Genomic DNA, 23,713 nt, shown 5'->3' with positions numbered 1-23,713 from the left:
TTGTGGGTCAGTAGTCGATCAGGGGGTCAGGTCGAGCTGAATTCCGGTGAGACCGTCGACGACGCTCGTCACCGTATCGAGCACCGGGGCGACCACATTCTTGCCCAGCGACGGCTCGGTCGGCCCGGGGGTCGGCGCGGGTGCGGGCTCGGGAGCAGGCTCGGGCTCCGGCGTCGGCTCGGGAGCCGGTTCGGGAGCGGGAGCCGGTTCCTTGTGCGACAAGGTGTCGCCCTCGACCGGAGCGGAGATCGTCCCGCTGGAGGAGTGAGCGCCGCCATAGGCCTCGGCGGTGGGTGGGGCGTCGTAGTTGCCGTTGGAGTGCTTCCCTCCGGAGGTGGTGCCTGGGGCCGAAGGGGAGAACGGAGACGCCTTCTCCGGCGTGATCACGCCGGGGGCGTCGATGACCTTCTGCTCGGCGATGTCGACCACTGGTACGGCGTCGTACTGGCCGGCATGCGCCTTGACCTGCTGGGTCTCGACGTCCGGGGCGACGTTGGTCTGGGCGAAGGCGCCGATGCCGGCCGAGGCGATCGCCATCGCGGCGAGCGGTAGCAGCACGGCCTTCTTGTTGCGGGCGTGGCTCTTCGGGGCCGGGCCCACCAGGATGGGGCCGTGCCGGGTCGGTACCTGCGCGGCGGCGTACGACGGCATCGCCGGGTTGGCGAACGTCACGGGCCCTGCCGGGTGCGGCTGGTGCGCCGTGTAGGGGCTCGGCTGGTAGGCGTACTGCGGCAGCTGCGCGTGCGGAGGCATCGGGCGCTGGTGGACGGGCCGCGGCGGCGGACGGTAGCCGGCGTCGGGGTGTCGCGGGACGAGCGCCGTGCTGGGCTGCGGCTGCGGCTGCGGCTGCGGATGCGGCGTGTACGGCGTGTGGCGAGGTCGCGCCTGCTCGGCGGTCGTCCTCGGGGTGTTGAACCACGACTCGGTCGCCGGTGACAACCCCTCGAGAGCGCGGTTGGCGATCTCGAGGGGGTCGGCCGTGGTCTCGTTCTTGGTGCGCATCTGTGGGGCGTGGTGTCGAGCCGGCGTGGGCGGGACGTTCGAGTGGTCCCCCGTCGCGGGCCGACGATTCGCTTCAGTCATCTGAACGCTGTCTCCTGAGCGCGTGTCGGTTGTGTCGCGCAGCACGTACGGAACCAGAATCTCGACTACTTGTCACCTTCTTCTCAGAAAAAAGTTACTGACAAGCCCGAATGCGCTGACGAAGTAACGAAGAAGATACGCCAGGGGGTATATCTTCCTGTGGATTACAACGCCGCGATGGCCTCGGCGATGCTCAGTGTGCGCCGCGCGGACTCGACGTGGAGGTTCTCCACCATCTTGCCGTTGTAGGTCACGACGCCGCCGTCGCTCGCCTCCCAGGTCTCGATCAGGCCTCGGGCGTCGGCCACCGCCTGCTCGCTGGGCGCGAAGCCGGCGTTGGCGCCCTCGACCTGGGCCGGGTGGATCAGGGTCTTGCCGTCGAACCCGAAGATCCGGCCCTGCTCGACCTCGGCCGCGTAGCCGTCGGCGTCCTTGACGTTGTTGTAGACGCCGTCGAGGATGATCTTGCCGCTCGCGCGCGCGGCGAGCACGGCCAGCTGGAGGCTGGTGACCAGGTTGGCGCGCGCGGGTACGTGGTCGACGTACAGCTCCTTGACCAGGTCGTTGGTGCCCAGGACGAGCACCGTCAGCCGCTCGGAGGCGGAGGCGATCTCCTCGGCGTGCAGGATGGCGTACGGGCTCTCGATCATCGCCCAGAGCTTGGTCTGCTCCGGGACGCCGGCCTTCTCGAAGGCCGCCACGAGATCGAGCACCTGCTGGGGGCTGTTGACCTTGGGGACGACGATCGCGTCGGGGCCGGCCTTGGCGGCGGCGGCCAGGTCGTCGGCGTGCCACTCGGTGTCGGTGCCGTTGATGCGGATGGTGAGGTACTTGTTGCCGTACTCGCCCGAGGTCACGGCGGCGGCCGCGTTCTCGCGGGCCTCCGGCTTGGCGTCGGGAGCGACGGCGTCCTCGAGGTCGAGGATCAGCGCGTCGGCGGTGATCGTCTTGGCCTTCTCGAGGGCGCGGGTGTTGGAGCTCGGCATGTAGAGGACCGAGCGCAGGGGTCGGCTGTGCTTGATCTCTGGGGTTGCGTCAGTCATCTCAGTCCTCGATCTCGATGGTGTCGTAGAGCTCCTTGAGCTTCGGGTCGATGGCGGCCAGCTCCTCGGCCAGGTCGACGAGGACCAGGCACTGCTTCAGGCTGGCGTCGTCCTCCATCTTGCCGTCGAGCATGACGGCGCCGGTGCCGTCGCCCATGGCGGCGACCACGCGACGGGCGTGCTTGATGTCCTCGACGCTGGGGGAGAAGACGCGGTTGGCGATCTCGATCTGCTTGGGGTGCAGGCTCCAGGTGCCGACGCAGCCGAGCAGGAACGCGTTGCGGAACTGGTCCTCGGCCGCGACCACGTCGGTGATGTCGCCGAACGGGCCGTAGTAGGGGTAGATCCCCGCGGCGGCGCAGGCGTCGACCATCTTCGCGATCGTGTAGTGCCACAGGTCCTGCTGGAAGACCGTGCGGTTGCCGTGGATGTCACCGTCCACCGGGTCCTGGCGGACCAGGTAGCCCGGGTGGCCGCCGCCGACGCGGGTGGTCTTCATCTTGCGGTCGGCCGCGAGGTCCGCGGGTCCCAGCGAGATGCCCTGCATGCGCGGGGAGGCGAGCGCGATCTCCTCGACGTTGGCCACGCCGCGCGCGGTCTCGAGGATGGCGTGGATGAGAATCGGCTTCTGTACGCCGCCCTTGGCCTCGAGCTGCGCGAGCAGCCGATCCACGTAGTGGATGTCCTCGGGGCCCTGCACCTTCGGCACCATCACGACATCGAGCTTGTCGCCGATCTCGGTGACCAGGGTGACCAAGTCGTCGAGCACCCACGGGGAGTCGAGCGAGTTGATCCGGGTCCACAGCTGCGTCTTGCCGAAGTCCGTCTCGGAGGCGATCTTCACCAGGCCTTCGCGTGCGGCGACCTTGTTGTCGGCCTTGATGGCGTCCTCCAGGTTGCCGAGGAGAACGTCGACGGTGCCGACCATGGCAGGCACCTTGGCCGCCATCTTCGGGTTCGACGGGTCGAAGAAGTGGATCGCGCGACTCGGCCGTGCCGGGATCTCCCGCAGCGGTGCGGGAGCGCCCACCGCCAACGGCGCGAAGAAGTCCTTGGGGCTCTTGTGACTCATGCCGGTCACCCTAACGGCCGGTGGTTACCGGCCGGTAGGTGTCTCGGCTTGTAACGATCACGACCGGCGGCGGGAGGGATGATCCTTCGGGACCTGGGCCCCGTGACGGATCCGAGCGCCGGCGTCGAAGCCGGCGAGGACGGAGCGGACGGTGGTACGGACGGTGGTGTGGGCCTTGCTGGTGGTCTTCCTGTTGTTGGTCATGGGTCCAGCGTGCTCGCGTGGAGCGCTTCGGAGGAGTGGCAGGATTGACTAAGAGTGATAGATTCTTGCCATGCTTGCGAAGCCGTCCATCGCCGTCCCGATCGTCGAGGGGATGACCCTCTTCGAGATCGGGATGCCGCTCGAGGCGCTCGGCTACGACTGGGACCACGACGCCAGCCCGCTCTACGACGTGGTGCTGTGCGGAGACCTGCGTGGGGTGCGCGTCCACGGCGGGCCGAGGCTGACCCCACAGCGGCCGATGACCGCGCTGGCCGAGGCCGAAACGGTGCTGGTGCCGGCGATCCGGCCGGGCGAGCCGATCAACTCGACCCTGGTCCGGGAGCTCCGCCGGGCCGCCGCGGGCGGCGCCCGGATGGTCTCGCTGTGCACCGGTGCCTTCGCCCTGGCCGAAGCCGGGCTGCTCGACGGTCGCCGAGCCACGACCCACTGGCGGTGGGCGGAGCTGTTCCGGCGTACGTTTCCGCGGGTCGACCTCGACCCGCGGGCGATCTATGTCGACGACGGCGTGCTGACGAGCGCGGGTTCGGCCGCCGGGCTGGATCTGTGCCTCCACCTGATCCGCACCGACCACGGCCAGCACGCCGCCAACACCATCGCCCGCAACCTGGTCATCGCCTCGCACCGCGACGGCGACCAGGCACAGTACGTCGCGGCCGACCCGCTCACCGAGCAGGGTCACTGGCTCGACGAGCTGCGCACCTGGCTCCGGGCCAACCTGCACGAGGACGTCACCCTCGAGCGCCTGGCGGCGGCGGCCGCGGTCTCGCCGCGCACCCTGGCCCGCCGTTTCGAGCGCGACCTCGCCACCACCCCGATGCGCTGGGTGGCCGCCGAGCGGATCGCGGTCGCCAAGACGCTCCTGGAGACCACCGACCTGCCGATCGAGCGGGTCAGCCATGAGGCGGGCTACTACTCCCCGGTGACCTTTCGGGCCGGGTTCACCTCGGAGGTCGGGGTGACTCCGGGGCGCTATCGGATGCGGTTCTCTCGGCGCGATCTCGGTGTTCGGGGTGGGAAGCTCGGTTCGACGCGCTGAGCTGGCTGTTCTTTTGTGGCTGGTGTTTGCCGCCGACCCTTGCTTGGAGGGTGTTCTCGGCGACGGCCGGAGTAAAGGACGGCCTTCGGCCGCCGGCTGACGCCGGTCGCCTTCGGCGATCCTTGACACCGGCCGTCGCCGAGAAAAGAGTTGGCTGGCTATCGGGCCGGCGGCAGGGGTTTGGCGCGGTGATGTGGGTTGGGTAGGGGCTTGGGGTCTGAGGGTGAACGAATTTTCGTTCACGCCGATGCCGCTGTGGGCCGGCGCCGCTGTGGGGCGGTGCCTAGCTGGGGTGAACGAAAATTCGTGCGGCGAGGTGGGGTGAAGAAACTTTCGTTCACCCCGGGGAGCGTCGACGTCTGCGGGGGTGAATGAACTTTCGTTCCCCGTGGGGCGTCCACCTCCCGAGGAGCGATTACCGTGGGCCACACTGGGGCCGCCGCCCCTGATAGCCAGCCAAATCTTTCTCGACGTGCTCCGGTGTCAAGGATCGCCGCAGGCGACCGGCGAAGCCGGCGGCCGCAGGCCGTCCTTTACTCCGGGGCAGGGCGAGAAACACTCGAGGACAGGGTCGGCGGCCCAAGACCAGCCACAAACAACAGTCGCTGACCGCGGTCTTTCTCAGCCGCGACCGCTCAGCGGCGCCACCAGCGCCGTCTCCGCGGCGGCTGTTCGCGACGTACGTTCTTGGCCGCCTCCACCCGAGCCGCACGACGCTCACGCCAAGCGGCCAGAGTCGCCTCGACGTCGCGGGGCATGGTGATCAGCGGCGGGCCCTCGGGTGCGCCGTAGCGGGCCGCGATGACGCGCTCGTTGAACTCCTCGACGATCCTGCGGGCGCCGTCCTCGGTGGTCTGGGTGTCGAGGAGGCCGTCGAGCTCGGCGTCGTCCTTGCGGAGCTGGACAGACCGCGGAAGCACCACGATCTGCTCACGCTCGACCAGCTGCTTGACCCACCAGTCGGGATCGTGGTCGCGGTCGAGGTTCTTGATCGGCTTGCCGGCGCCCGGCAGGTTGTCGAACTCGCCGCGCTGGATCGACTGCTGCACCTGGAGGTCGACCCACTTGGTCTGGTTCTCGATCCGGGCGGCGGCCGCCGCCTTGCTTGCAGCGTCGGAGAGCGGGGGCGCCTGCGTCTCCAGGCGCTCCTCGGGCCGGTCCTCGCTCGTGGGCACGTGATCACCTCCAGCGCGGGAAAGTTTACCCAGCGGTGGTCGTGCGGCGGGGCAACAGGAGCAGCAGCCCGGCGACGAGAGCGGTGATGCCGCACACCGCCCACACCGTGAGGTAGCCCGACAGCGGTGCGTGCGCCTCCCCTGAGATCGATCCGTCCGCCGCGAGGGCGATGGCGAAGACCGCGGAGGCGATGGCACCGCCGACGGTCTTGGTGGCGTTGGTCATGCCGGTCGCGAACGCGGTGCGCGAGGACGGTGCGGCCGCGGCGGCGGACGCGGGCAGTGAGGCGACCAGGGCACCCGAGCCGAGCCCGACCACCGCCATGTTGAGGAGTCCCTGGCCGGTGGAGTCGTGGAACGGCAGCCACATCAGGTAGCCGGCAGCCACCAGGAAGCAGGCGACCGCCTGGGCCCGGACCGGCCCCAGGAACCGAGCCCACAGCGGCAGGGTGAAGGCGGAGACGGCCATCGCGATGACGTACTCCGCGATCAGCAGCGACACGAACGACGCGTCGGCGCCGAGCCCGAAGCCGGCCTCGGCGGGATCGGTGCGCGCGAAGGTCGACAACGGGATCTGTGCCCCCAGGACCGACATCCCGAACAGGAACGCGGTCAGCTGGATCGGCCACTGCGCGCGCGAGACCAGCAGGCGTACATCGATCAGCGGCTCGCGCCCACCCGCATCCTCCAGCGCCGTCTCGATCCGCCAGAACGGGAACAGCGTGAGCAGGCCCAGGACCACGAGGGCCCAGGCGAGCAGCGACCCCGCGCCCAGGACACGTACGCCGACCAGACCGGCCATGACCAAGCCGAGCACGAGGGTCAGCACCGCCAGCCCGAGCCAGTCGAAGGCGCCACCACTGGTGCCGGAGTCGGGCTCGATGCCGACCGCGATGACGACGAAGACCGCGGTCACGGCCACCGCCGGGAAGGCCAGGATCGCGGTCATCGGGAGCACCCCGACGAGCGCGCCGGCGGCGATCGCGCCGATGATCACCGAGAGCTGCAGCGCGCCGACGAGCACACCGGCGGCCCGACGGGTCAGGGCGTTGTCTCCACCCGTGCGCTTGTGGACGATGGCGACTTCGAGCGGCAGCCAGATGACGTAGGCGCCCTGGATCGACCAGGCGACAAGGAACGAGCCGAAGTCGGGAGCGACCACGGTCCACCAGGTGGCGAGCGCGGTGATCCCGGTCGCCAGCAGGAGCACCTTCTTGTGGCCGATCAGGTCGCCGAGCCGGGCGAGCGGCGGCACGCACAGCGCGGAGACGATCAGCTGCCCGGCCTCGAGCCAGTTGAGATCGGCGTCGGAGACACCGAGGTGGTCGGCGAGGTCGGAGAAGATCGGGGTGTAGTAGCCCTGGAGGATGCCGCTGGCGAACTCGACGGCCACCAGGAAGCCGACGATCACCCAGATCCCGCGGGCGGCCTTCTCGACGCCGGTGCTGCGCTGGCGTTCGGTGGTCACAGCGACTCGATCAACCTTCGGTAGAAGCGGATCCCGTCGAGGTAGTCATCGACCCCGATGTTCTCGTCGGCGGCGTGGATGGTGGCCCGCTGGGCGGCGGTCATCCGGAACGGCGCGAACCGGTAGACCCGGTCGCTGATCTCGTAGAAGAAGCGCGAGTCGGTCGCGGCCATGACCGTGTAGGGAGCTGGTACGGCCTCGGGGAAGATCTCCGCGATGGTGTCGGTGACCAGGGAGAACGCCTCGTCGCGAGGGGAGACCGGCGACGGCTCGCCGGCTCGGACGACCTCGATCTCGACGTGCTTGTCGCCGATCGCGGCCCGCAGCCGCTCGACGACCTCGGCGACCGTCTCGCCGATCATGATCCGCAGGTTGACCCCGGCCGAGGCGGCCGAGGCGATCACGTTGGCCGCCGGGCTGCCCTCGAGCGTCGTGATCGCGACGGTGGTGCGGGTCAGCGCGGCGGGCTCGGGTCCGAGCCGGGTCAGCACCCGCGCCAGCGACGGCGCGAGCCGGCCGGCGTTGGCCAGCACGGGCCGCATGGGCTTGGCCGCGTACGGGGCGATCTGCTCGAACATCTCGACCGTCGGCGCCGGCAGCCGGACCGGCATCGACATCCGGTCGAGCCGGGTGATCGCGCGGGCCAGCCGCGCGGTCGGGCCGTTCTGGCGTGGGGTGGAGGAGTGGCCGCCGTCGCCGGTCACCCGGAGGCGTACGTCGGTGGTGCCCTTCTCGGCGACGCCGACGACACCGATGGGAGCGGTGACGCCCGGGAAGGCGTCGAACGCGACCGCGCCGCCCTCGTCGAGCACGAACCACGGCGCGACGCCCTGGGTCCGCAGCTCCTGGACGGCCGCCCGTGCCGCCTCGCCGGTCGTCTCCTCGTCGGACCCAAAGGAGAGCCACACGTCGTACGCCGGCTCGAACCCGTCCGCGAGCAGTCCTTCGACCGCGGCGCAGATGGCCACGAGCTGGCCCTTGTCGTCGAGGGTGCCACGCCCGTGGATCACGCCGTCGACGATCTCGCCGCCGAACGGGTCGTGGGTCCACTCGCCGGCGATCGGGACGACGTCCTGGTGGGCCATCAGCACGACCGGCTTCGCGGCCGAGGCGCCGGGCCAGCGGAAGAGGAGCCCGTGCCCGCCCACCGGGGTGAGCTCGAGCGTCGAGTGGAGCAGCGGAAAGTGTTCGCGCAGTGCTGCGTGGAGCTGCTCGAACGCCTGCGCCGCGGCGCCGGAGCCGTCGTTGACGGTCGGGGCCCGAAGTGCGGCCTGAAGAGCGGCAACGGGGTCGAGTGTCATGACCGAAACCTAACCCGGTCGCCGCGGTGCAGATCACCGTGTTGGCGACTCCGTCACCAGTTTGTGGCGCTCCCGGGCAGCCTCACGTCGCGCGGGTGGATGACGTAGGTGATCCCGTCGGTCGAGGTCTGCCAGACCCGCTCGAAGTTCTCGCGGGTGTAGACGTTGCGCACCCCGTCGTTGGAGCGGTGGTTGGGGTCGTAGACGATCGGGTCGCCCGCGGCGGTGAAACCGCCGACGACCAGCAGGTGGCCGTCGGTGCCGTAGCCCGCCTCCGGCATCTCCTCGAGCTCCCAGCTGGCCGAGACGACCAGCGGGAAGCCCGCCGCCACCAGGGTCTCGGCCTCGGCCAGCGACCGCAGTCGGGTCACGAACCCGTCCATGCCCCAGCGGCCGGCGTACGCGGTGTTGAACGGCCAGTTGCCGGAGCCCTCATAGGCGTAGTCCCAGGTGTTGATAGCGGCGTAGGCGACCTGCGGGTCGCCGTTGGGCGCCTCGATGCCCGCCAGCTCGCGCGCCGGGACCTCGTGACCCCAGTGGTACTGCACCATCGTCGTCGACGTCGGTGAGCACCAGACCTGGCCGCCGCCACCGAACTCCGGGTATTCGCCGCGGTGGATGTTCTGGCTGAACGGCGGGACACGGAGGTCGATCGCGCTGTCGAGGGTCGGCGCGCTGGTGCCGGGGTAGGCGGAGTCGGGCAGGTATTCGTTGGTCAGCGTCGAGACCGTTCGCAGGCTCGGGGAGACGGTCGCGCCCTCGGGGCGCAGCAGGGTGACCCTGGTCTGGAACGCCTCGGGCTCCTTGCCGGTCCGAGCGACGTAGGTGTCGGTGTAGAGCCCCGCGTCGGTGTCGCTCTGACCCTCGACGGAGGTGCGGTGGATGTCGCCGGCCGCGAAGTCGTCGCCGGCCGTCCAGCGACCCATCACGAACCACTTCGTCCAGGTGCCGTCCGCCTTCCGGCCGCGGAACCGGATCTCGACCCAGGTGCCGGTCGGGGTCTCGACGTCCCAGGAGGTGACCGACTCGTCGATCGGGTATCCGGTCCTGATCACGGGCGAGGTCCAGGTGCCGAGCTCGTACGTCCTCGCGGTGCCGTCGCCGAAGGGGTCGGTGTAGGTCGTGGTCTCGCTGCCGCGGCCGATCCGGAGGGTGCCGTGCCGGTCGGGGCGCAGGTTGCTCGACCTGCCCTTCGCGAAGTCCTCGAGGCTGTTCCACCGGGTCAGGGTGATATCGGTGGGCCGGGTCTCGGACCCGGCCGCGTGGACCGGAGTCGTAGGCGCTACCAGGACGGTTGCGACGGCGAGAGCGGCGACGTACGCGAGGCAGGACCGAGGGCTCATGTCGGAACGCTATTCCTCCTGCGAGCGCGCGGCCACGACATTTCGTCGGTGCCGACTGGCATCCTTGGTCGACGTGAACAACTTCGCATCCGACGGCTGGTTCAAGGACGAGTTCCACAAGAGGTACGCCGAGTCGTCCAAGGAGATCGGCCGGTTCAACCTCGCCGTCTTCGGCAAGACCGGGGTAGGCAAGTCGACGCTGGTCAACGCCGTCTTCGGGGCGGAGGTGGCCAGGACCGGGATCGGTGAGCCGGTGACGAAGGAGTCGACGCTCTACCTGCACACCAGCGGGTTCTTCGGGCTGCTCGACACCCAGGGCCTGGAGATCGGCGTCGAGGGCGACCGGGTGATCAAGGACCTCGCCAAGCTGATCCAGGAGCGCCGCCGCAAGCCGCAGTCCGAGCAGATCCACGTCGCCTGGTACGCCGTACGTTTCGCCGACCGCCGCTTCGAGGAGACCGAGGCCGCGTTCATCCGCAAGCTGGCCGACCTGGGGCTGCCGGTCGTGCTGGTGATGACCCAGGTGCCGACGTCCCCGACCGGGGCCTACCACCCGGACGCGGTCGAGTTCGCCCAGCAGATCGACGCACGCGGGCTGCCCGTGCACGGCGCCCGGGTCTACCTGACCAACGCCAAGGCCGACGACTTCTCGGGCCAGCAGGTCCACGGACTGCAGGAACTTGTTGATGCCACCTTTCGATGCGCGCCTGCAGGCGTCGAGGAAGCTCTCACCGCGGCGCAGAGGGTGGATCTCAAGCGGAAGCAGGAGCAGGCGAACACCGTGATCGCGGGGGCCGCGACCGCGGCCGGAGCCGCCGGCGCGACCCCGATCCCGTTCTCCGACGCGGTCGTCCTGGTGCCGATCCAGCTCGGGATGATGGCGCGCATCTCGGCGATCTACGGCATCGAGGTGGACAAGGCCGCGATGGCCTCCATCGCGGCCACCGCGGCCGCCACCCAGGCCGGCCGCTCCGTCGCCGGCAACCTGCTCAAGTTCATCCCCGGTTTCGGCACCGTCGGTGGCGGGGCGATCAACGCCACCGTCGCGGCCGGCTTCACCGCCGCCATCGGCGCCGCCTGGTCGGCCGTGTGCATCAAGCTCGGCGAGGGCAAGCTGCGTGGCGTCAACGGCGCCCTGGACACCGAGGGCATCCGGTCGCTCTTCCTCGACGAGCTGAAGAACCAGATCTCGAAGCTGAAGCTCCACGGCAAGGAGAAGTGAGGCGGCCGCTCACCCCGCCATCGCCGCCTCGTACGCCGCGGCGAGCTGCTCGCTCGCGCGCGGTGCGTCCGGATCGGGTCGGAGCGTGCCCAGGTGGAGCTCGCGCAGCTCGTCCATGAACGACTCGACCATCTCGGGGCCGGCGTCGCGCAGCAGCTCAGCGCGGACCCGGAGCTGGCGGGTGCCGTCGCGGTGGGCGAGCCCCCAGTTTCCGAGAGCGACCATGATCGGCAGCGTCTGGATGCCTGCCTCGGTCAGCGCGTAGGCCGCCTTCTGGCCGCGGCCGGCCTCCTCCTTGGTCAGCAGGCCACCTTCGACGAGCTTCTTCAGCCGGCTGCTGAGGATGTTGGAGGCGATGCCCTCCTCGGAGCTGGTGAGCAGCTCGCGGAAGTGACGTCGGTTTCCGAACATCACGTCGCGAAGCACGATCACCGACCAGGGGTCCCCGAAGACCTCCACGGCTGCGTTGATCGGGCACCCCGACCTGGGCTCGCTCACTCCGCTGCTCCTGCGCTCGAAATAGTGGTTGCAATCTGCAATTGGGAAGTCTACTCTCGACGCCAGTGATTGCAAATTGCAATCACTCTGGATCGCGAGGAGATCGCACATGTCACTCGTACGTGCTCACAACATCGGCATCTCGCTGGACGGCTTCGCCACCGGCGACGGTCAGAGCCTGGAGGCGCCCTTCGGCCACGCCGGCGTGCGCCTGATGGAGTGGTTCTTCCCGACCACGACCTTCCAGGGAGCCAGCGGCGACCGGGAGCGGGTGGACGTCGACCCGGCTGCGGAAGCCGACGACGTCTTCGCCAGGCGCGCCTGGGAGGGCATCGGCGCCGAGATCATGGGGGCCAACAAGTTCGGTCCTCCGGGATGGCAGGACGACGCCGACTGGACCGGGTGGTGGGGCGAGGAGCCGCCGTTCCACACGCCGACTTACGTGCTGACCCACCAGCCCCGTGAGTCGATCGAGATGAAGGGCGGCACCACGTTCCACTTCCGCAACGCGCCCATCGAGGAGGTGCTGGCCGAGGCGCAGGAGGCGGCCGACGGCCAGGACGTACGCCTCGGCGGTGGCCCGTCCTCGATCCGGGCCTACCTGGCGGCCGGTCTCGTCGACCACCTGCACGTGGCCGTCACCCCGATCGTCCTGGGACGCGGCGTACGGCTCTGGGACGGGTTGGAGGCGCTGGAGGACGGCTACGAGGTGGCGTCGACCACGACGCCCAGCGGCGTCACCCACGTGACCTTCGACCGGAAGCCGGTCTCGTGATGGCCGGCAAGGTGCTGTGGCACCTCTCGATGTCGCTCGACGGGTTCGTCGACGCCCGCGAGCCGAGGATGGCGTGGTTGGGCGATGTCACCGGACCGCCGGGGGTCGCGGAGGCGTACTCCTCGCAGCTGGGTGCCGTCCTGGGCGGCCGCAACGGTCACGACGCCTACCCCGACGCGATGCCCTACGGCGACTGGGTGGGTCCGGTCTTCATCCTGACCCACCATCCCGAGGACGCCCGCCCGCAGGAGCACATCACCTTCCTCAGCTGCGACGTCGGTGAGGCGCTGCGGATCGCCGTCGAGGCGGCCGACGGGAAGAACGTCGAGGTCTACTCGGCCGACCCTTCGACAAGCTCAGGACATCGCATCGGCCGCCAGCTCCTCGAGCGCGGCCTGATCGACCAGATCGACCTGCACGTCGCGCCTGTTCTCCTCGGCGACGGCATCCGCCTCTACGACAACCCCGGCGGCGACCCGATCCGCCTGCACAACCTGATCGGCGAGGATCCCCACCTGGAGGTGGACCTCCGCTACTCCCCGGTGTGTTCCTGAGGCCCTAGGGTGCAGGCGTGGTCAGCCTGTTCTCGCTCCCGCTCCTGCAGACACCCCGCGCCCGCGTCGCCCGCACGCTCCGGGCGGTGACCGGCGGCCCCAGCCCCCTCGACGGGCGGACCGTGCTGATCACCGGCGCCAGCTCGGGGATCGGTGAGGCGACGGCGTACGCCGCGGCGCGACGGGGCGCGCACGTGCTCCTCGCCGCGCGCCGGGCCGAGGAGCTCGAGCGGGTGCGGACGACCATCGAGGAGAGCGGCGGGCGAGCGTCGACGTACCTCGTCGACATGGCCGACGGTGACTCGATCGACGCGCTGGTGGAGCAGCTGCTCGCCGAGCACGGGGCGGTCGACTACCTGGTCAACAACGCGGGCCGGTCGATCAGGCGGTCGCTGGAGCTGACCCAGGACCGCTTCCACGACTTCGAGCGGATGATGGCGGTGAACTACTTCGGTGCGGTCCGGCTCACGATGGGCCTGCTGCCGGCGATGCGCGCCCAGCGGTTCGGACACGTGGTCAACATCGTCACCTGGGGCAACCAGATCAAGGCGCCGAAGTTCGCCGCCTACATCGCCGCGAAGTCGGCGCTCGACGTGTTCGGGCGGATCCTGAGTCGCGAGGCCTACTTCGACAACGTCACCTGCACCAACATGCGCGTCGCGATCGTGCGGACACCGATGATCGCGCCGACCGCGGAGTACGCCGGTCGCGGCGAGAGCCCCGAGGAGTGCGCCGAGCGGGTCGTCCGCGCGCTCGAGGACCGGCCGGTGACGGTCGACGGCGCGTTCGGCTCGGTCTTCGAGGTGCTCAACATCCTCACCCCGCGGCTGGCCGACCTCGCGATGGCGGTCTCGCACGTGCGTACGCCGGACTCTGCTGCGGCCCGTGGAGTGGATGTTCATCCAGGTACGCAGCGGAGCATCCACTTCCCTAGTGGAACTCCGCGAGGGGAGTGATGGTTCGTCTGCGTACCTAGACGAACATCCACCCGGATCACCCCGCCCGGCGCATCGCCCGAAAGAGCCGCTCGATCGACTCGGCGGGGCGGTCGTAGTCGGACCAGATGAATCGGATCATCACCGACCTGGTCAGCTCGCGCAGCTCGTCCTCTCGGCGCTTCTCCTCGAACACGACGTCTCCGGCGTTCTGGCCGGGCTCGAGCAGCCTGCCGTACTTGATCTTTCCGTCGAACTCGCCGAGCAGCCCGTATTGCGGCCATGCCCAGTCCGTGATGCCGGCGAGCGTGCCGTCGGGGCGGCGCACCTCGTACTGCAGTTGGGGCCGGGGGACGCCGTAGCGTTTGAACATCGCCGTGCCTCGCGACTCACCGACCGAGCCCGACCGCCTGTCGGCGTAGGGCAGCACCGTCCCCACGCGGCGCATGAAAGGCCAGTGCTCCATGATCGAGTATGCCGCGTCGAGCTGTTCCCGGTTGAACCTCTTGCTCCGCAGACCTGAGTCGAGCAGACACCACGCCGCCTCGGTGTCGATGCGTGATGCTGTCTCGAGTACGCACCGTTCCGGGCGCACCACCTGCTGACCTTCCACCTCGATGATGTCGTCGTGACCGGTGAACCCTTCATGGTGCACAACATCACCCTCGATCCGGCCCGGGCCTCCGTCGAGCCGGGTGACGTGCACGCGGTCGAGCGGGACCCGCCAGAGGTCGATGTCGTGGCGTACGACTCCTGAGGCGTGACTCAACGCCACCTTCGGTCCGAGCGCGTGGAGCACGGCGCTGGAGCGCACGCGGTGACGGCCGACGTCGTCGAGTTCCGCCCACACGGCCGCTGGGGCGTAGGCGCCCCTTCTGATCCGGTGCCACTCCCTGCGCCGAACCATCTTGGTGATCTCGCGGTCGGCGTAGCCCGCCGCCTTGGCGTGTTGTGTCGTGAAGAAGCCGGCTCGTTCGACGGCAAGGTCCAGTTCATCCATGGCCCGACCGTCGCCCGGTCGTGACTGCATTTCCAGCCCGACCCGGCCGCGTGTGGATAACCCGTGCGTGAGATGCCCATGTGGATGGTCAGCGGCCCGGGGGATGTTGGTCTAGGTACGCAGCCGAACCGTCACTTCCCGCGTGGAACCCCACTAGGGAAGTGGATGCTCGTCTGCATACCTAGACGAACATCCACCCACCCTCACCACCGCCCGCGGTGGACGACGTCCTCGAGCGGGGTCCGCTTGCGGCGGGTGGGGGAGCCCTTGGCGCCGCCGGAGGCGGGGTGGCCGATGGTGACGGCGCCGATGGGGTCGAAGGCGTCGGGGATGTCGAAGGCCTTGCGGACCGCGGCGTCGGACTCCGGCGGGATGCCGAAGTAGAGGGCGCCGAGGCCTTCGTCGACCACGGTCTGCAGGATCAACATGGTCGCCATCGCGGTGTCCATGTGCCAGAACGGCATCGGCCAGTGGGCCTCGTCGCGGTCGGTCCAGCCCTTGTCGGGCTGGGCGTAGCGGTCCAGGTAGGCCGCCTTGGAGGAGCACGGGATCACGATCACCGGGGCCGTCATCATCCCGGTGAGCCAGCTGTCGGGGTTGTCCACGTCGGCCGTCGCCTCCCAGTAGCGGCGTACGTCCTCAGGGGTGTCGAGCACGAGGAAGGCCCAGCCCTGGGAGAAGCCCGCCGAGGGCGCCCGGGTGGCGTTGTGCAGGATCTTGTCGATCACCTCAGGGTCCACCGGATCGCCGGTGTAGCTGCGGACCATCTTGCGGCGACGTACGACCTCGGAGAACTCCATAGGCCCAGTGTCCCGTCTAAGGCGCTCAGGTCGGGGCCGAGGCCGGAAAGTAAGGCGCGCGACCGATCCGGGTGCCTACCTCAGCAGAGGAGTCTTCTCGATGTCAGCAGGACATCCCCGCAGGACATCCCAGCAGGACAAGCCAGCAGGAGATCGAGATGTACACCACCGTAGGTTACGAAGCAGAGGTCAAGTACCGCCGCCAGCAGATCCAGAAGGACCTGGCCAAGCGCCAGCGGGCCACCGAGGCTCGTCAGACGCGACGCAACCGCACCCGCTGATGCGGGCGCCCAGCGGCAGTCACGACCAGCAACGCCGAGCAGGAGAGATCCGGTTCGGCGTTGCTTCACGTCCGGGGTTGGCGGAGGGCGCGATGATTGCGCCCATGGCGCAGAGTGCCGAGAGGCTGGTCGGGCGTGACACCGACCTGGAGACGCTGGCGGGGCTGGCGGGGCTGGCGGGGTTGGCCGGGCCGGCGGGCGCCCAGCCGGGCGGAGGCAGGCATGTCCTCCTCGCGGGCGACGCCGGTGTCGGCAAGACCCGGATCCTGCGCGAGCTCCGCGGCCGGGCCGCGGCCGACGGCAGGCAGGTGCTGGTCGGGCACTGCCTCGACTTCGGCGACAGCGCCGAGGCGTACCTGCCCTTCACCGAGATCCTCGACAACATCACCACCGCGCTGCCCGACGTGGTCGCGCAGGTCGCCGACGTACATCCGGCGCTCCTGCGGATGGCGCCCGTGGCCCGTGCGCTCGGTGAGGCCGACACCGCCGTCCAGGAGGCGCTCGACCGGGGCAACCTCTTCGCCGCGATCCACGCGCTGCTGGAGCGGGCGGCGCAGAAGGCGCCGCTGCTGGTCGTGGTCGAGGACACCCACTGGGCCGACCAGTCGACCCGGGACCTGCTGACCTTCCTCTTCACCCGGCCGTTCGACGGGCCGGTCACGATCCTCGCCTCCTACCGCGCCGACGACCTCCACCGCCGCCACCCGCTGCGCCGCCAGCTGGCCGAGTGGACCCGGCTGCCCTCGGTCGAGCGGTTCCACCTCGGGCGGCTCTCGGACGATGACGTACGCATCCTGGTCGGTGAGCTCGCCGGAGACCTCGAGGGCCACGAGGACGGGATCGACGTGGAGAGCGTCGTACGCCGCGCCGACGGCAACGCGTTCTTCGTCGAGGAGCTGGTGCAGGCCGCCGGTGCCGACGAGCTGCCCTGGGACCTCGCCGACCTGCTCCTGATCCGGCTCGACCAGCTCGACGCGACCGCCCGCGAGGTGGTCGACACGGCCAGCGCCGCCGGGCGCGACGTCAGCGACGAGGTCCTCGAGGCCGTCGCCGGGCTCGACCGCGCCACGCTCGACGCCGGGCTGAGGCAGGCGATCGAGCGCGCGATCCTGGTCCCGCGCGAGGACGGCTACTACGTCTTCCGGCACGCGCTGCTCGGCGAGGCGGTCTACGACGACCTGCTGCCGGGCGAGCGGGTCCGGCTCCATCAGCGGTACGTCGAGGCGCTGGCCGGAGACCTCACGACCGGCAGCGCGGCCGGGCTCGCCCGTCATGCCCGGCTTGCCGGCGACCACGAGACCGCGCTGAGCGCCGGGATCGCCGCCGGTGACGAGGCGGCCGCCGCCGGTGGTCCCGACGAGGCCTCGCAGCACTATCAGCAGGCGATCGCCCAGCTCGCCGGTCGCGCCGACTCCGACCACGACACCCAGCGCCTCGTCGACCTGGTGGTCAAGGCCAGCGACGCGATGGTGGCCGCCGGACACGCCGACCGGGCCGGGAAGCTGGCCCGTGAGCAGCGGGAGTCGCTCCCGGCCGACGCACCCGGGCTGTGGCGCGCGCAGCTGCTGACGGTCGAGATCGAGACCAGCTTCGCCTACGTCAACGATGTCCGGGTGGGGGCGCTCGCGCAGAAGGCGATGGCCGAGCTCCCCGAGGACGCTCCGCCGCTGGTGCGCGCGCGGCTGCTCGCGGCGTACGCCCGGTCGCTGATGATCTACCGCCGTCACGACGACGCCGAGAAGGCAGGCCGGGAGGCGCTGGCGCTGGCCGAGGAGCTCGGCCGGACCGGTCTCGCCGCGGAGGTGGCGGCGACGCTGGCCGGTTCGTGGGGCCGCCCGCCGCAGGCCTGGATCGAGCCGCTGCGCGAGGCGGTGGCCAGGGCCGCCAAGGTGGGTGCGCTGCACCCGGAGCTGCGCGCCCGGCTCCAGCTCGCCTTCGCCCTCGACGCGGCCGACCGTCTCGAGGAGGCTGGTGAGAACTACCGCAGCGCCTTCGAGCTCAGCCTGGAGCGGGGCGTCCCCTGGGCGCCGTACGCCTTCGACGCCCGGATCGCCTGGCTCGACCACCTCCACATCACCGGCCGGTGGGACGAGGCGCTCGCGCTGACCGAGGTGTACGGCATCCCGCCGGTGCTGTGGCCGTGGCTGGAGTCCAAGCGGCTGATGATCGAGCAGGCCCGCGGCGCCGACGTCGGTGCCGAGGCTCGGCGGCTGCGGCCGTCGTGGAAGCAGGAGGTGGCCACCGCGAGCGAGTCGGCACCGGTGGAGATCTGGGCGGCTGCGGGTCGTGGCGACATCGACGGTGCGATCGAGGCCTACGACGCCGGTGTCGCGGCCCTCACCGCCGGCTGGGGAGAGTGGTTCGGCGCCCATGCCCGGCTCTCGGCGATCGCCGTCGGCGCGATCGGCTCGGCCGTCCCGGCGCTCCCGGTCGGTGCGCGTCCGCAGGTGATGGCGCAGGTGGACCGCATCCACGAGGCGGGCACGCGGCCCGTCGGGACGGAGCAGCCGTGGGGACTGGAGGGTCAGGCGTGGTCGGCGCGGCTGCGGGCCGAGGGGCTCCGTGCCCACTGGCTGGCCGGTCTCGCCGTGCCCGACCAGGCAGATCTCGTCGAGGCGTGGCGCGAGACCGTGGCCGCCTTCGAGGCCTTTCCGCACGTCCACGAGCTCGCCTGGTCGCAGGTCAGGCTGGCCGAGATCCTCCGGGCCGGGGGCGACACCGCCGGGGCGCGCGAGCTGGCCGATCAGGCCCGGGAGACGGCGAAGCGGCTCGGTGCCCGACCGCTGCTCGACCACCTGCTCACCCTCGGCACCACACCGCAGCGGTCGACGGCCGGACCCTCCGGTCAGCTGACCGCCCGGGAGAGCGAGATCCTCGCCCTGGTCGCGGCCGGGAGGAGCAACGGCGAGATCGGCAAGCAGCTGTTCATCTCGACCAAGACCGTCTCGGTCCACGTCTCCAACATCCTGGCCAAGCTCGGCGCCTCCGGCCGCACCGAGGCAGCGGCCATCGGACGTCGCCGCGGGCTGGTGGAGTGACGTGGATCACGGTCGAATGAGGCACCTCTGACCGGCTCCTAAGGCAGGCGCCTCATGCGTGGCGCTACCTCAGGAGCCGAGGCTGGAGGCATGACTTACAGCAACCAGATCAGCTACGACGCCGAGCTGGCCTACCGCCAGCAGACCATTCGCCGTGCGACCGCGGCCGACCGCCTCGCCCGCCAGGTGAAGCGACGCCGTCCGCGCCGGATGGACTCGATACACAACTGAGTCCCCGGAGGACGGTAATGCGGGAGAATCCCGGGCCCGGAGGCGCGATGATAGGGGACATGGCGCAAAGTGCTCGGTCATTCGTAGGTCGCGACCCGGAGTTGCGCACCCTCACCGGGCTGCTCGGCGTCGCCTCGACCACCGACGCCCGCCGCCAGCACGTGCTCCTCGCCGGCGACGCCGGTGTCGGCAAGACGCGCCTGCTGACCGCGCTGCGCGACCGTGCCGTGTCCGACGGCTGGCAGGTGCACGCGGGACACTGCGTCGACTTCGGCGAGAGCGCCGTGGCGTACATGCCGTTCTCGGAGATCCTCGACCGCATCGTCGCGGACCTGCCCGACGTCGTCGAGCGGGTGGCGGCCGACTATCCCGCGCTGGCCAGGCTGAGGCCCGTACGCCGGGTGATGGGTGCCAACCAGGGGGCCGCCCCCACCGGCACCGACCGGGGGCAGCTCTTCGATGCGGTCCACACCCTCTTCGAGGCGGCCGCCGAGAAGGCGCCGCTGCTGGTCGTGGTCGAGGACACCCACTGGGCCGACCAGTCGACCCGCGACCTGCTGACCTACCTCTTCACCCGGCCCTACGTCGGCCCGGTCGCGATGGTCGCCTCCTACCGCGCCGACGACATCCACCGCCGGCACCCGCTGCGCCGCCAGGTCGGTGAGTGGGGCCGGCTGCCCGACGTCGAGCGGATCGTGCTCGAGCCGCTCTCCGACGACTCGGTGCGACTGCTGGTCCACGAGCTCGCCTCCGGCAAGGTCGACGCCGAACGAGTCGTACGCCGCGCCGAGGGCAACGCCTTCTTCGTCGAGGAGCTCGTGCAGGCGGGCTGCGACGAAGATCTCCCGGTCGACCTCGCCGACCTGCTGCTGGTGCGACTGGACCGGCTCGACGGCTCGGCCCGGAGCGTGGTCCGCACGGCGAGCATCGCCGGGCGCCGGGTCACCCACGAGCTGCTCGCCGCGGTGACCGAGATGAAGACCGACGAGCTCGACGACGCGCTGCGCACCGCGGTCGAGCAGAAGGTGCTCGAGCCGACCGGCTCGCGCTACACGTTCCGCCACGCGCTGCTCGCCGAGGCGGTCTACGACGATCTGCTGCCCGGCGAGCGGGTCCGCCTGCACGCCCGGTTCGCCGAGGTGCTGAAGGAGACGCCCGGACTGGGTGCGGCCGCGGAGCTCGCGCTGCACGCCAAGCACGCAGGCGATCTTGCGACCGCGCTGCGGGCTCGCATCGCCGCGGCCGAGGAGGCCCGTAGCGTCAGTGGCGTGGGCGAGGCCGCCCACCACTACGAGAAGGCGCTGGGTCTCGCCGCGGACCCGAAGGTCGCCAAGGCGGCCGCGGTCAACCTGGACCGGGTCTACGAGCGCGCCGCCGACACACTCATCCTCGCCGGGCTGCCCTCGCGGGCCGACGCGATCCTGGCCGAGCGGCTCGACGCCATCCCGGCCGGCCCGTCGGTGGGCCGGGCGCTGCTGCTGGCGACCCGGGCCGAGGCGGCCCTCGCCATGGAGAACGGCGACCCGCTCACCCATTCCCACGACGCGATGCTCGCGCTCCCGGCCGACGCGGAGCCCAAGGCGCGGTGCGCGGTGCTCGCCGTGCGCACCCGGACGCTGGTGACCTTCCGCCGCAGCGAGGAGGCCGAGGCCGTCGGGCTGGAGGGCATCGAGATCGCGGAGCGGCACAGTCTCTCCAAGCTCGCTTCCGACATGGCCACCAGCCTGTCGATGCTCAAGGTCCGCACCGGCCGGGCCGGCGGTGACAAGGTCGAGGGCTTCCGGCAGGTGCTGCGCGAGACGATCGATCAGGCGCGGCAGGTCGGGTCGACCTACGCCGTCAGCCGGGGGCTGTTCACGCTCGGCCGCTCCTATGACGAGGCCGGGGACTACGCGGCGGCACTGCGGTGGTTCCGGGCGGTGATCGACGACGCCGGTGGCGAGTCGCTGCAGTGGTCGCCCTACGCCGCCGCGGCCCGTGCCGACATCGTCCGGATGCAGATGGTCCTGGGGGAGTGGGACGAGGCGCTCGCGCTCGCCGGCGGCAACCTGCCCGACGCGCCGCCGGTGCCGGTCGCGCTCCTCGACTCGCTCCGGCTGATCATGGAGCAGGCGCAGGGGGCATCGGTCGGGGAGGACGCCAAGGCGCTGCGTCCGTTCTGGACCCAGGAGGGGCTGATCGCCCTCAACGGCTCGATCGTGGAGATGACCGCGATGGCCCGCGCCGGCGACGCCGAAGGGGTGCTCAGGGTCTACGCCGACGCGGTCGAGACCCTCTCCCAGTTCTGGACCGAGTGGTTCGGCGGCCGCGTGCGGCTGGCGGTCGTCGCCGCCTCCGGGATCGCGCAGATGCTGCCCTCGCTGCCGGCGGCGCGGTGGCCGGCGCTGGTCGAGATCGTCGACGGGCTGCACAGCGACGGCGAGCAGGTGGTCGCGCAGTACGAGCCCGGAGAGTGGGGGCCGGAGGGACGGGCCTGGACCGCCCGGCTGGAGGCGGAGGTGCTCCGCGTCCACTGGCTGGCCGGGATCGACGCCCCGTCTCAGGAGTCGCTGCTGGCGGCGTGGGAGCGTGCCGAGCAGCAGGTCGAGGCCTACGGTGACGTCCCGGGTCTGGCGACGGTCCGGACCACGTACGCCGCCATCCAGCGGGCCATGGGGGACGTGGCCGGCTCGCGGGTGACCGCAGACAAGGCCCGGGAGACCGCGAAGCGGCTCGGGCTGCAGCCGTTGCTCGACGAGCTGAGGTCGCTGGGTGCGACGACGGTCAAGCAGCAGCAGGCGACGTCGACGTCGCTGACGCCGCGGGAGAGCGAGATCCTGACGCTGGTGGCCGCGGGACGCAGCAACGGCGAGATCGGCAAGCAGCTGTTCATCTCCACGAAGACGGTCTCCGTGCACGTCTCCAACATCCTCGGGAAGCTGGGCGCCGGGAGCCGCACGGAGGCGGCCGCCATCGCCCGCCGCCAGCAGCTGATCAGCTGAACCGGTGGTGCTCGGTGGGAACGTGTGGCTGAATTGTCACCATCACCACGGGCGGGCGGGCGAGGAGCAGATGTGAAGCAGGGCGGGCAGCACCCGATCGCAGCCGGAGTCACGGCTCTCGTCGCGGTCGCGGTCGGAGTGGGGCTGATCGTCGGGATCGGGATGTTCGTCGGTGCCAACATCATGGGCCTGGGTGGCGGCGGTGCCGCCGACGACCAGGGCACCGACCCCGACGCGGGCGCCTCGCTCTACGCCCCCTCGCCGAAGCCGACCAAGACCGCGAGCGGGCCGGCGATCACGCTCAACGCCTCGCCCACGAGCGCTCCGGAGAAGCAGGCGGCCTCCACGAGCCCGTCGCCGTCCAAGACCGTCGAGGAGAAGCCGGCGAAGGAGATCACCCTGCAGGCCGGAATCGTCCAGGCGAAGCCGATGGAGCGGATCGACCTCAGCGGGATCTACCCGCGTGGCGAGGGCGCCATCCTCCGCCTGGAGCGCAACGACGGCCAGGGCTGGGAGGAGTTCGGGATCCCGGACGTACCGGTCAGGGGCGAGCAGTTCTCCACCCCGATCCAGTCCGGCCGGGTCGGGAAGCACAAGTTCCGGATGAAGGACATCGACACCGGCACCTACTCCAACGTGGTCACCGTGACGATCGGCTGAGATCGAGCCGGGGATGGAATAGGTCATCGGACGCTTGGTTGTATGGGGACATGACGGTTCCCACGATCAAGCTCAATGACGACACTTCGATCCCGCAGTTCGGTCTCGGCGTCTGGCAGGTCCCTCAGGACGAGACCGAGCAGGTGGTGAGCCAGGCTCTCGAGGTCGGCTACCGCCACATCGACACCGCGCAGATGTACCAGAACGAGGCCGGAGTCGGCGCCGCCCTGAAGCGCGCCGGACTCGCCCGCGAGGACGTCTACGTCACCACCAAGCTCAACAACTCCCAGCACGACCCGGCCAAGGCCAAGGCGTCCCTGGAGAGGTCCCTGGAGCTGCTCGGCCTGGACCACGTCGACCTGTTCCTGATCCACTGGCCGCTGCCGACGCAGTACGACGGGACGTACGCGAAGACGTGGGAGGCGCTCGTCGGCCTCCGCGAGGCGGGCCTGACCACCTCCATCGGCGTCTCCAACTTCCAGCCCGACCACCTCGACAAGATCGTCGCCGAGACCGGCGTCGCCCCCGCGGTCAACCAGATCGAGGTCCACCCCTACTTCACCAACGAGGCCGCTCGCGCCGCGACCCTGGCCCACGGCGCGAAGGTCGAGTCGTGGTCCCCGCTCGGTCAGGGCGGCGGCGAGCTGACCGACCCGGTGGTCGCCGAGATCGCCTCCGCCCACGGCAAGTCGCCCGCCCAGGTCCTGCTCCGCTGGCAGATCGACCGGGGCGACATCGTCTTCCCCAAGTCCGTACGCCGTGAGCGGCTCGAGGAGAACCTCGCGATCTTCGACTTCGAGCTGAGCGCCGACCAGATCGCCGCCCTCGCCGCCCTCGACAAGGGCGAGTCCGGCCGCTCCGGCCCCAACCCCGACACCTTCGACTGGATCCCGTCCTTCTGAGTGTCCAACCTCCCGCCGCAGCGTACGGATCCGGCGGTAGTCGGGCCGGAAGTCATGCCCCCAGTCGGAGATGCAGTGGGCCTCGTCGAC

The 23,713-nt window shown here is 70.5% G+C and carries 22 protein-coding genes; 11 read left to right on the top strand and 11 right to left on the bottom strand.

Annotated elements, in window-relative coordinates:
- Nucleotides 1-18: 18 nt before the first annotated feature.
- The 4 genes from ABZ796_RS22445 to ABZ796_RS22430 all read right to left on the bottom strand — a co-directional run bounded on the left by ABZ796_RS22445 (nucleotide 19) and on the right by ABZ796_RS22430 (nucleotide 3,402).
- A complete protein-coding gene (locus tag ABZ796_RS22445) occupies nucleotides 19-1,002 on the bottom strand; it encodes a hypothetical protein (RefSeq protein ID WP_357339911.1) in 984 nt (327 codons plus the stop codon).
- A 245-nt stretch (nucleotides 1,003-1,247) separates the two neighbouring features.
- On the bottom strand, nucleotides 1,248-2,126 hold the full coding sequence (locus tag ABZ796_RS22440) for a CoA ester lyase (RefSeq protein ID WP_357339910.1): 879 nt from the start codon (nucleotides 2,124-2,126) through the stop codon (nucleotides 1,248-1,250).
- 1 nt (nucleotide 2,127) lies between these two features.
- Complete coding sequence (locus tag ABZ796_RS22435) at nucleotides 2,128-3,198, bottom strand: CoA ester lyase (protein WP_357339909.1); 1,071 nt, start codon at nucleotides 3,196-3,198, stop codon at nucleotides 2,128-2,130.
- Nucleotides 3,199-3,255: 57 nt separating this feature from the next.
- Nucleotides 3,256-3,402 carry a hypothetical protein gene (locus tag ABZ796_RS22430; RefSeq protein ID WP_357339908.1) on the bottom strand — a complete coding sequence of 49 codons (147 nt, stop codon included), beginning with the start codon at nucleotides 3,400-3,402 and terminating at the stop codon, nucleotides 3,256-3,258.
- Between the two features lie 70 nt (nucleotides 3,403-3,472).
- Between ABZ796_RS22430 and ABZ796_RS22425 the strand changes: the two genes are divergently transcribed.
- Nucleotides 3,473-4,459 (top strand): helix-turn-helix domain-containing protein, encoded by a 987-nt coding sequence (locus ABZ796_RS22425; RefSeq protein ID WP_357339907.1) that lies wholly within the window; start codon nucleotides 3,473-3,475, stop codon nucleotides 4,457-4,459.
- 635 nt (nucleotides 4,460-5,094) lie between these two features.
- Here the strand turns inward: ABZ796_RS22425 and ABZ796_RS22420 are convergent.
- The 4 genes from ABZ796_RS22420 to ABZ796_RS22405 are packed head-to-tail and all read right to left on the bottom strand — an operon-like array spanning nucleotide 5,095 to nucleotide 9,746.
- Nucleotides 5,095-5,634: a DUF1992 domain-containing protein gene (locus ABZ796_RS22420; protein WP_357339906.1), complete on the bottom strand. Its 540-nt coding sequence runs from the start codon at nucleotides 5,632-5,634 to the stop codon at nucleotides 5,095-5,097.
- A 25-nt stretch (nucleotides 5,635-5,659) separates the two neighbouring features.
- Nucleotides 5,660-7,102: an MFS transporter gene (locus tag ABZ796_RS22415; RefSeq protein WP_357339905.1), complete on the bottom strand. Its 1,443-nt coding sequence runs from the start codon at nucleotides 7,100-7,102 to the stop codon at nucleotides 5,660-5,662.
- The gene (locus ABZ796_RS22410) at nucleotides 7,099-8,403 is read right to left on the bottom strand and encodes a M20/M25/M40 family metallo-hydrolase (RefSeq protein WP_357339904.1); all 1,305 of its coding nucleotides are present in this window, start codon (nucleotides 8,401-8,403) and stop codon (nucleotides 7,099-7,101) included. The genes ABZ796_RS22415 and ABZ796_RS22410 overlap by 4 nt, the downstream gene beginning before the upstream one ends.
- Before the next feature lie 53 nt (nucleotides 8,404-8,456).
- Nucleotides 8,457-9,746, bottom strand: a complete 1,290-nt coding sequence (locus tag ABZ796_RS22405) for a C39 family peptidase (protein WP_357339902.1) — start codon at nucleotides 9,744-9,746, stop codon at nucleotides 8,457-8,459.
- A gap of 73 nt (nucleotides 9,747-9,819) precedes the next feature.
- Here ABZ796_RS22405 and ABZ796_RS22400 point away from each other — a divergent pair, with 73 nt between their 5' ends.
- Entirely contained in the window at nucleotides 9,820-10,968 is a 1,149-nt protein-coding gene (locus ABZ796_RS22400) for a DUF697 domain-containing protein (protein WP_357339900.1), read from the top strand.
- 9 nt (nucleotides 10,969-10,977) lie between these two features.
- On the opposite strand, the gene ABZ796_RS22395 is transcribed toward ABZ796_RS22400, so the two are convergent.
- Entirely contained in the window at nucleotides 10,978-11,466 is a 489-nt protein-coding gene (locus ABZ796_RS22395) for a helix-turn-helix domain-containing protein (protein WP_357339898.1), read from the bottom strand.
- Between the two features lie 109 nt (nucleotides 11,467-11,575).
- On the opposite strand from ABZ796_RS22395, the gene ABZ796_RS22390 reads away from it, so the two are divergent.
- The 3 genes from ABZ796_RS22390 to ABZ796_RS22380 are packed head-to-tail and all read left to right on the top strand — an operon-like array spanning nucleotide 11,576 to nucleotide 13,751.
- A complete protein-coding gene (locus ABZ796_RS22390; protein WP_357339896.1) occupies nucleotides 11,576-12,241 on the top strand; it encodes a dihydrofolate reductase family protein in 666 nt (221 codons plus the stop codon).
- On the top strand, nucleotides 12,241-12,795 hold the full coding sequence (locus tag ABZ796_RS22385; RefSeq protein ID WP_357339894.1) for a dihydrofolate reductase: 555 nt from the start codon (nucleotides 12,241-12,243) through the stop codon (nucleotides 12,793-12,795). The genes ABZ796_RS22390 and ABZ796_RS22385 overlap by 1 nt, the downstream gene beginning before the upstream one ends.
- A gap of 17 nt (nucleotides 12,796-12,812) precedes the next feature.
- The gene (locus ABZ796_RS22380) at nucleotides 12,813-13,751 is read left to right on the top strand and encodes an SDR family NAD(P)-dependent oxidoreductase (protein WP_357339893.1); all 939 of its coding nucleotides are present in this window, start codon (nucleotides 12,813-12,815) and stop codon (nucleotides 13,749-13,751) included.
- A 37-nt stretch (nucleotides 13,752-13,788) separates the two neighbouring features.
- On the opposite strand, the gene ABZ796_RS22375 is transcribed toward ABZ796_RS22380, so the two are convergent.
- On the bottom strand, nucleotides 13,789-14,730 hold the full coding sequence (locus ABZ796_RS22375) for a type IV toxin-antitoxin system AbiEi family antitoxin domain-containing protein (protein ID WP_357339891.1): 942 nt from the start codon (nucleotides 14,728-14,730) through the stop codon (nucleotides 13,789-13,791).
- A gap of 203 nt (nucleotides 14,731-14,933) precedes the next feature.
- Nucleotides 14,934-15,530 (bottom strand): nitroreductase family protein, encoded by a 597-nt coding sequence (locus tag ABZ796_RS22370; RefSeq protein ID WP_357339890.1) that lies wholly within the window; start codon nucleotides 15,528-15,530, stop codon nucleotides 14,934-14,936.
- A gap of 158 nt (nucleotides 15,531-15,688) precedes the next feature.
- Here ABZ796_RS22370 and ABZ796_RS22365 point away from each other — a divergent pair, with 158 nt between their 5' ends.
- The 6 genes from ABZ796_RS22365 (at nucleotide 15,689) to ABZ796_RS22340 (ending at nucleotide 23,623) form a co-directional block, all read left to right on the top strand.
- Nucleotides 15,689-15,811 carry a hypothetical protein gene (locus tag ABZ796_RS22365; RefSeq protein ID WP_357339889.1) on the top strand — a complete coding sequence of 41 codons (123 nt, stop codon included), beginning with the start codon at nucleotides 15,689-15,691 and terminating at the stop codon, nucleotides 15,809-15,811.
- Nucleotides 15,812-15,915: 104 nt separating this feature from the next.
- The gene (locus ABZ796_RS22360; protein WP_357339888.1) at nucleotides 15,916-18,849 is read left to right on the top strand and encodes an AAA family ATPase; all 2,934 of its coding nucleotides are present in this window, start codon (nucleotides 15,916-15,918) and stop codon (nucleotides 18,847-18,849) included.
- A gap of 90 nt (nucleotides 18,850-18,939) precedes the next feature.
- Nucleotides 18,940-19,080, top strand: a complete 141-nt coding sequence (locus ABZ796_RS22355) for a hypothetical protein (protein ID WP_350659948.1) — start codon at nucleotides 18,940-18,942, stop codon at nucleotides 19,078-19,080.
- A 17-nt stretch (nucleotides 19,081-19,097) separates the two neighbouring features.
- Entirely contained in the window at nucleotides 19,098-22,061 is a 2,964-nt protein-coding gene (locus ABZ796_RS22350; protein ID WP_357339886.1) for an AAA family ATPase, read from the top strand.
- A 72-nt stretch (nucleotides 22,062-22,133) separates the two neighbouring features.
- Nucleotides 22,134-22,721: a hypothetical protein gene (locus ABZ796_RS22345; protein ID WP_357339884.1), complete on the top strand. Its 588-nt coding sequence runs from the start codon at nucleotides 22,134-22,136 to the stop codon at nucleotides 22,719-22,721.
- A gap of 50 nt (nucleotides 22,722-22,771) precedes the next feature.
- A complete protein-coding gene (locus tag ABZ796_RS22340) occupies nucleotides 22,772-23,623 on the top strand; it encodes an aldo/keto reductase (protein ID WP_357339882.1) in 852 nt (283 codons plus the stop codon).
- The last annotated feature ends 90 nt before the right edge of the window (nucleotides 23,624-23,713 follow it).

The sequence above is a fragment of the Nocardioides sp. NPDC047086 genome, assembly GCF_040643685.1.
Taxonomy (GTDB): domain Bacteria; phylum Actinomycetota; class Actinomycetes; order Propionibacteriales; family Nocardioidaceae; genus Nocardioides.
This window is presented reverse-complemented; position numbering and strand designations above follow the sequence as displayed.